The 8,606-nt window shown below is 44.9% G+C and carries 6 protein-coding genes; all 6 read right to left on the reverse strand.

Annotated elements, in window-relative coordinates:
• Positions 1-128: 128 nt before the first annotated feature.
• Positions 129-1,070 carry a hypothetical protein gene (locus CCU_RS06120; protein ID WP_173795725.1) on the reverse strand — a complete coding sequence of 314 codons (942 nt, stop codon included), beginning with the start codon at positions 1,068-1,070 and terminating at the stop codon, positions 129-131.
• 146 nt (positions 1,071-1,216) lie between these two features.
• Positions 1,217-3,793 carry an ATP-dependent chaperone ClpB gene (gene clpB / locus CCU_RS06125; protein WP_015533969.1) on the reverse strand — a complete coding sequence of 859 codons (2,577 nt, stop codon included), beginning with the start codon at positions 3,791-3,793 and terminating at the stop codon, positions 1,217-1,219.
• A gap of 131 nt (positions 3,794-3,924) precedes the next feature.
• Complete coding sequence (locus tag CCU_RS06130; RefSeq protein ID WP_015533970.1) at positions 3,925-5,388, reverse strand: LPXTG cell wall anchor domain-containing protein; 1,464 nt, start codon at positions 5,386-5,388, stop codon at positions 3,925-3,927.
• 207 nt (positions 5,389-5,595) lie between these two features.
• On the reverse strand, positions 5,596-7,044 hold the full coding sequence (locus tag CCU_RS06135; protein ID WP_015533971.1) for a glycoside hydrolase family 1 protein: 1,449 nt from the start codon (positions 7,042-7,044) through the stop codon (positions 5,596-5,598).
• Between the two features lie 65 nt (positions 7,045-7,109).
• Positions 7,110-7,832: an NAD-dependent protein deacylase gene (locus tag CCU_RS06140; RefSeq protein WP_015533972.1), complete on the reverse strand. Its 723-nt coding sequence runs from the start codon at positions 7,830-7,832 to the stop codon at positions 7,110-7,112.
• 23 nt (positions 7,833-7,855) lie between these two features.
• Positions 7,856-8,606, reverse strand: a 751-nt coding sequence (locus CCU_RS06145) for a CdaR family protein (RefSeq protein ID WP_208896038.1), incomplete at its 5' end; no start/stop codon positions are given.

The following is an 8,606-nucleotide window of genomic DNA, read 5'->3' on the forward strand; positions in this document are numbered from 1 at the left end:
TTATCTGTATATTTCTAAGGGTCTGTCCGGTTATCATGTCCAGACATCCCTCTATGTAACTCTCCGCATTGTATACTGTCAACACAATCGATACATCAATCACTGATACACCCCCTCCATCTCATCTGTTAGTTTCTATGCAAAAGCTTCTTTACAGCCTTCTTCAGTGTCACCGGAACAAACATCACAGCCTTGCCCACACGGAAAGTGGTTGATGTCTCATAGTTGATCCGCTGAGCTTCCATCTCTCTTCTGAGTTCATCATTTTCTCTGTGACTCGCATCCAGCTCTTCAGCGCGTCGCCCCAGTTCATTGTTAAGGTCAAATATCTTTTTGCTGTAGACTACCTTGCCGAGATAATATCTCTTGAGAAATCCCGGATCCTTAGCAAGAACATAAAGCCCTGTCTTCTCCTCCTGGCTGAACAGCTCCTGGTCAAGCTCATCAAGTTCCATGCTCCTGTGGAAATCAACAGCCATACGCTCAGCAAACTGCCAGCCCGCATCCTCTGTCATCCAGTGAAGCATCTCGTAGTAACATCTCCATCTCTGAAGAGTGTAATATCCCTTCCACTTCTCCCACACAGACCAGTCCTGCATGAGATGATCCTTTATGCGGTCGTAGGTTATATTGACCGTGTACGCCGCACCCACATCGTCTATCCACACTGTGTCTATCTCAACTCTGTCACACATGTCACAGGCTGCAAACATCGCCCTATCAGCATGTACAAATGCCATCCACAATATATACAGATCAGGAAACAGCCCCTGCTGATGTGTCTCCACTCCGTCGCAGTATGTGTCCAGAAAGCTTCTGCTGTAAAGCCCCGCGCACACATGCCGTATCGCTATCGATATCTCAGGAGACGATGCCAGGCTCATAACCACTTCTCGCTGGATACTGTCATCCATTCTGTCATCAAACACTCCGATAAATTCCAGTTTTCCCTGCACGGCCCTTTCTGCCAAATGCTTCACAGCCTCCTCCGAAACAGCCACGCATGGTCTCGCCAGAAAAACATAATCGCCAAGATCTATCTTTTTTAAGCTGACATTCTCTGTACTCACTCCCTGCCCTCCTCATGTAAATTTCAAATAATATACCGAACATTTTTCACCAGCGCCAATTATACCATTAATTTCATTTTTTGTGAATACAGAGAAGGGCACAGGAGTATTACCCCTGTGCCCTTCTCTGTATGACATGTATTATTTTATCTCTCATTTCCTGCCACAAGAGCCGTTCCATCATAATCGATGACTATGGCTGACTGTGTGCTCACGCTGCCCGCAAGTATCATCCTGGCAACAAGAGTCTCCACATTCTTCTGCAGATATCTCTTGAGCGGTCTTGCACCATACACCTGATCATATCCCTGATCGATGATGTGCTGCTTTGCACTCTCCGTAAGTTTGATAGTGATCTCTCTGTCTGCCAGTCTGCTGTTGAGATCTGCCATGAGAAGATCAACTATACCACTGATGTTGTCCTTGGACAGTGCCCTGAATGTAATGATCTCATCGATACGGTTCAGGAACTCAGGTCTGAATCTGCTCTTAAGCTGAGCCATTACGTCATTCTTCAGTTCATCTGTGATCTCTCCGCCGGCAGCTGCAATATCTGCACCGCCGATATTGGATGTCATGATGATGATCGTATTCTTGAAGTCCACCGTTCTGCCCTGAGAATCCGTGATACGTCCGTCATCAAGTACCTGAAGGAGCACATTGAACACATCCGGATGTGCCTTCTCTATCTCATCAAAGAGGACAACCGAATATGGCTTTCTACGAACAGCCTCTGTCAGCTGACCGCCTTCATCATAACCTACATATCCCGGAGGCGCTCCTATAAGTCTTGACACACTGTGCTTTTCCATGTATTCACTCATATCAATACGAACCATGTTCTGCTCATTGTCAAACAATGCCGCTGCAAGACTTTTTGCAAGCTCTGTCTTACCAACACCGGTTGGTCCAAGGAAGATAAATGAACCTATCGGTTTGCTAGGATCCTTTATTCCCGCCTTTGATCTGATGATCGCATCGCTGACATAGTCAACGGCTTCATCCTGCCCTACAACTCTCTTCTTAAGTTCGCTGGCAAGATTGAGGGTCTTGCTCTTCTCGCTCTCAGTAAGCTTTGCAACAGGAATTCCTGTCCACTTGGATACGATCTTCGATATCTCATCTTCTGAAACCACCTCATGAACAAGCTCCCTCTCCTTATCTGAAGCTGTGGACTCAGCCTCTGCAAGCTCTTTCTGGATCGCTGGAAGCTTACCATACTGAAGCTCTGCTGCCTTGTTCAGATCATAATTTCTCTGTGCAGCCTGAATATCAGCCTTGACCTGCTCCATCTCTTCCTTGAGGGTTCTTATCTTCTCAACTGCAGCCTTTTCATTCTCCCACTTTGCTTTCAGGGAATTTGCCTGATCCTTGAGTTCTGCCAGTTCAGCCTGAAGGTCTGCCAGTCTCTGCTTTGACAGATTATCCTCCTCCTTCTTAAGGGCTGTCTCCTCAATCTCCAGCTGCATTATCTTACGTGTGATCTCATCCACTTCAACAGGCATTGAATCAAGCTCTGTCTTGATCATGGCACACGCCTCGTCAACAAGATCTATTGCCTTATCCGGCAGGAATCTGTCTGTTATATATCTGTTGGAAAGAACCGCTGCGCTTACAAGGGCACCATCTGATATCTTAACTCCATGGAACACCTCGTACCTCTCCTTGATTCCTCGAAGGATAGATATTGTATCTTCAACGGTTGGCTCATCCACCATAACTGGTTGGAAACGTCTCTCAAGAGCCGCATCCTTCTCTATATACTGTCTGTACTCGTTCAGTGTTGTGGCACCTATACAGTGCAGCTCACCTCTGGCGAGCATAGGCTTAAGCATGTTTCCCGCATCCATTGCACCATCAGTCTTGCCTGCTCCGACGATAGTGTGAAGCTCATCGATGAACATGATCACTTCACCCTCAGACTTCTTAACCTCATCAAGGACATTCTTAAGTCTCTCTTCAAATTCACCTCTGTACTTGGCACCGGCCACAAGAGCTCCCATATCAAGTGCAAATATCTTCTTGTTCTTAAGTCCCTCTGGTACATCACCTCTGAGTATCCTCTGTGCAAGTCCCTCTACAACCGCAGTCTTACCTACACCAGGCTCACCGATAAGCACCGGATTGTTCTTTGTCTTCCTTGACAGGATCCTGATCACATTTCGTATCTCAGCGTCACGTCCTATTACCGGGTCAAGTTTCTGCTGTCTTGCCCTCTCGACCAGATCATATCCGAACTTCTCCATAGCCTCATATGAGCTCTCCGGATCATCGCTGTCCACCTTGTGGTTACCTCTGATTTCTGCCAGCTCCTTGAGGAATGCATTCCTGCTAACTCCCCAGCCTTTAAGAAGCTCCTTGATATCCGAATCAGCCTTATCCACCATGCCGAGGAACAAATGCTCAACAGACACATATGTGTCGCCCATCTGCTTTGCTTCCTTCTCTGCCTGGATGAGAGCCTTTGAGAAGTTATTTCCGGCATACATATTGCCTCCGCTGACCTTCGGCAACCTTGCCAGCTTATCCTCCACCGCATTCACGGCACTAGTAACATTCACGCCCATCTTCTCAAATATCTTGGCTATCAAACTGTCATCTATCTCAAGCAAGCCAGCCAAAAGGTGCATCTGCGTAAGTTCCTGATTGTCGTACTCCAGAGCTTTTTCTTTTGCTTTCTCTACAACTTCCAACGATTTACGTGTGTATTTATCCATCTCCATAGCTGTTTACCTCCTAAACTAAACTTTCAGGGAACTGATACCTTAATATCACTTCCCTGTCTGATGATAATATAACACACTTGTTAGCACTCGTCAATACTGAGTGCTAACATTTTTTTTATTATTTTAAATTAATTCTCTCTACGGTAAACTACCACCCCGGCAGCCCCTAATAAACATGCCATCATGACTATGAGCATCAATGCCACATTTCCGTCATCTCCGGTATTTGGTACACCTGACCCCTTTTTTGAGTCTGCTACAGTTGTATTCTCTGTTGAAGTCACGTTAGTTTTCTCATCGGTTGTCTGTCTCTCTGTTGTTACCTTCTCTGTCGTCTGCTCACTTGACGTTGGTTTTTCAGTTGAAGGTTCATTTGTAGTTGGTTCATTTGTAGTCGGTTCATTTGTTGCTGGTACATTCCCCTTCTTTACCACTACCTTTGCAGCAGGAGACGCATAATAATTTTTGGTCTCCTTATATCTCACATAATAATTTCCATCTGCAAGTTTCTTAAGTACCGTGCTTTCACAATCCAACCATTTTTTCTTGTCAACACTATATTCCATTGACGTCTTCAGATTAGATATCTGACCATCATTTTTCCCATCCACAGTCTCTGCCGTTGCGACCAAACCTGTAGGTGCCTTCTGCTTTGCCTTATCTATTGTGAACTCTTCCACGATCTGTCCATGCATGGTATTCTCACCCTTGATAGTAACTGTAGCTGTTCCCGCATCAATATTATCCGCATATACACATGAGTAACTTTTTCCCTCTGTCAGAGTCTTTCCGCCATAAGAAACCGTAACCGCAGGTTTCTTTTCTTTTCCATCGTACACATATGTTTTTGGATCAATGCTGACAGCGACATCTGCATCATCCGACAAGCTGCGGTAACGGAGAATAAAATCCTTAGCCTTGGCTCCTGTCTCATCATCAATGATTGTCGTTCCTTCTACAGAAAGTCCCTCTGGTACAAACTCTTTCACGCCGTCAAATCCATCTGCAATATTCCCAAAGTTGCTAAGTCCGTTACTGTTCTGTACCGTGAATACACAGTCTGTATCCATCTCAAGTTTTTCAAACCAACACTGTGAACCGTTGAGTGTCACATTTGAGCCATTATTCAGACAGATTCCATCATTTGTCATCCAGTTGATATCATCCGTAATGAATTTTACATTTGACAAAGTCAGCATAGCATTAGTAAATCCAACACTTGCATTTGTGATACCGCAATTTAATGTTCCGTTTTTCACGTATAACGAATAATCAAAATTCATCATCTGCAAAGTGACTCTTTTACCGTTGAGATCTATAATGATATGTTTATTATGTTCACCATCATTGTATCCTATAGAAGCCGAAGGATCATATATATCACTAATTATACATATTGTATAGCCATTCTGTGCGGCTGCAAATGCATCAGCCAGTGTAGCATATGATCCGATCTCATCGCCATTGCCATCCGTCACAATTGCCACATCCCCATCCGCGGCCTGCACCTTCACAGAGTTCTTTCCCGCAATAATCACTACAGCAAATATACATGCCATAATCAACCCAGTTACCAATTTCTTTGATTTCATAATTATCCCTTTCCTCCTGTCTTTAATCCCTGGCAGTTACTGCCAGATATTGCCATCAACATAACAAATAATTATAATACACTGGGGCTTTTAGTAAACTAGCCAAACGGCTAGTTTTAAAAATTAAATGACTAAATGCATAACTTTAGTACGAAAAAGAACCAGCACTTATGTGCCGGTTCTCCCTGTTATGATATTATTCTATTATCACAGCTCCTCACCATTGGTCTCTATAACATGTTTGTACCAATAATAAGAATCCTTCTTGTATCTGTTCAGAGTGCCACTGTTCTCTTCCTCTTCTCTGTCCACATACACAAATCCGTATCTCTTCTGATATCCGTTGAGCCAGCTGAGAAGATCTGTGTAAGACCATGTGCAGTATGCCAGGACACGGCAGCCATCATCACACGCTTTCTTGAGCTCCTCTATGTGATGTTTCAGGTAATCTATCCTGTACGGATCATGGATCTCCCCATCCTCGAACTTGTCAAATGCACCGAGACCATTCTCAGATATTACGATCGGAAGGTCGTATCTTGAAGTGATCTGTCTGCAGCACATGCGAAGTCCCATCGGATCGATGGTCCAATCCCAGTCCGTTGTAGGGAGGAATTCATTTGCAGGATTCTTGTAGAGTCCCGGAACACCCTGAACCTTTGCCGTGCCCTTCTTGCCGGTCGTGTTCATCTCGTGAGTCGTTCCCACTCCGTCTATCGGGTTGTGCTCGACAACGCATGACTGATAATAGTTTACACCCATGAAATCTATGAGACCTGCAGCCTTCCTGAGGATATCCTCGTCACCGTCCTCCATAACCGGAGTTAGATCCTTGCTCTTGAGGTAAGCAGCGGCAGCCCTTGGATAACGGCCATAGGCATACATATCCATCCAGTAGAAGTTGTTCAGATCATCATAATCCATCTTCGCCATCGCATTTTCAGGCTTTCTGTCAAATGCGTATGACGGTGTGTATGCGAAGGATGAACCGACCTTAGCATCCGGGCAGATCTCCTTGAGTGCAATAACACTCTTGGCGTGTGCCATAAATGCATGATGGTTTACCTGATAGAACATCTTCTGGTCATCAACCTTTCCTGGTGGGTGCATTCCTGCATTCCAGCCAAGACCTGTAAATACATTCTGCTCATTCATGATTATCCAGTGCTTTACCCTGTCACTGTATCTCTCAAACAGAACCTTTGCGTATCTGACGAAATCATCGACTATTCGTCTGCTCTCCCATCCGTGATACTGCTCCTCAAGTGCCTGTGGCATATCCCAGTGGTACACTGTTACCATAGGAACAATTCCATACTTAACCAGTTCATTGATCAGGTCATCATAGAACTGTAAGCCCTTTTCATTTATCTCGCCATTGCCATCAGGTATGATCCTTGGCCAGGATATTGAGAACCTGTAAGTCTTAAGTCCCATCTCCGCCATAAGTGCCACATCTTCCTTGTATCTGTGGTAATGGTCAACCGCCTTATCACCTGTCGTAGCCTTAAATGTTTTTCCCGGGATCCTTACGAACTGATCCCAGTTGGATGGGCCTTTGCCATCCTCATTCCACGCTCCCTCTATCTGATATGCAGCAGACGCACTGCCCCACAGGAAATCTTTCGGGAAGCCATTTGATCTGTCAAAATACATAAACCGTCCTCCATACTATATAGAATCTGTATAGCATGCCTTCAACATGCCTTTGTCGTCATATGCTACAGACTGCCCAGCACATCTCCTATCTTATCCGCTATCAGAAGATCTGCATTGCTGTCCGACTGTGTCGGGGACATATTTATAACCACCAGTTTCCGCCCCCTGAAATATCTGATAAGTCCTGCTGCCGGATATACCACAAGTGAGGTTCCGCCAATTATCAGCGTATCCGCCTCGGATATATACTGGAGTGCCCTCGACATATTGTCCTCATCAAGTGCCTCCTCATACAGCACCACATCCGGTTTTACAGTGCCTCCGCACTTTTCACACTTAGGCACACCATCCGAATTGACTATATAATCCAGGTCATAGAAAGCATGGCATTTCTCACAGTAATTTCTGTGAACAGAACCATGGAGCTCTATGACATTCCTGCTACCTGCCATCTGGTGAAGTCCGTCGATATTCTGCGTTATCACCGCCTTGAGCTTTCCCTGTTTCTCAAGCTCCGCCAGCTTTATATGAGCCTTGTTCGGCTTTGCATCAGCAAATATCATCTTGTCCTTATAGAATCTGTAAAATTCCTCCGGGTTACGTCTGTAAAAGCTGTGGCTGATTATAGTTTCCGGCGGATACTTATACTTCTGATTATACAGTCCATCCACACTTCTAAAATCCGGTATACCGCTCTCCGTCGATACTCCTGCACCGCCAAAGAAAACGATATTATCCGAATCTTCTATGATCTGTCTCAGCTCATTCAACTTTTCTGTATCCATATACATACACCTCCAGACAATGACTACTGTGTCTCAGTAACCTTTACCATAACTGTACACGTATTTACCACGGTGTACTTATCTCCATCAGGGACACTGAGCGTGATCGTATTATCGCCATATGAGAGCTTGGAAGCATCTATGGACAGCTTCAGGCTCTTGGCCGATACCTTGGACACCGCACTTGAGATTCCGCTCACGGTTATCGTATTGCTATCACCCATGCTCATCTCATAGCTGTATCCACTCTGCTTGCCCCTCAGGATGATATCCCCTGTGGTCACCGTTATATTTCTTGTAACTGATTTCTCGATCGCTATCTTCACATTGATGTATGCGCTCTCCTTTGTCACGACCACACCCTCTGGAAGATACTTTGATACATCAAGTGTCGTCTCAACATCTGCTGTACATCCGCTCACATCAACATCCGTTATATCAAGGCTTGTTATATCCTTTATTATCGATGCGTCTCCACCTATATCAACGGTCTCCGGTACATATGTTATATCTGATACAAGATATCCATCCGCAGGATCTCCTGTGACATCCACATGAACAGGTATATTCTTAGTCTTGTATACCGGAACTGTGACTGCTATCGATATCTCATCGTAGGATATCGACTTGTCTGATATCTTCTCACCATCAGCGGTTACAAATACAGGCGTACAGTTTGTCGTTATATCATCCTTTGCACTGGTCACATCAACTGTCACCTCTGCACGATCTATGCTCGAAACTATACTTGCAGCACCCTTTATCGTTATGAGG

Source organism: Coprococcus sp. ART55/1 (assembly GCF_000210595.1).
Lineage (GTDB): Bacteria > Bacillota > Clostridia > Lachnospirales > Lachnospiraceae > Coprococcus > Coprococcus aceti.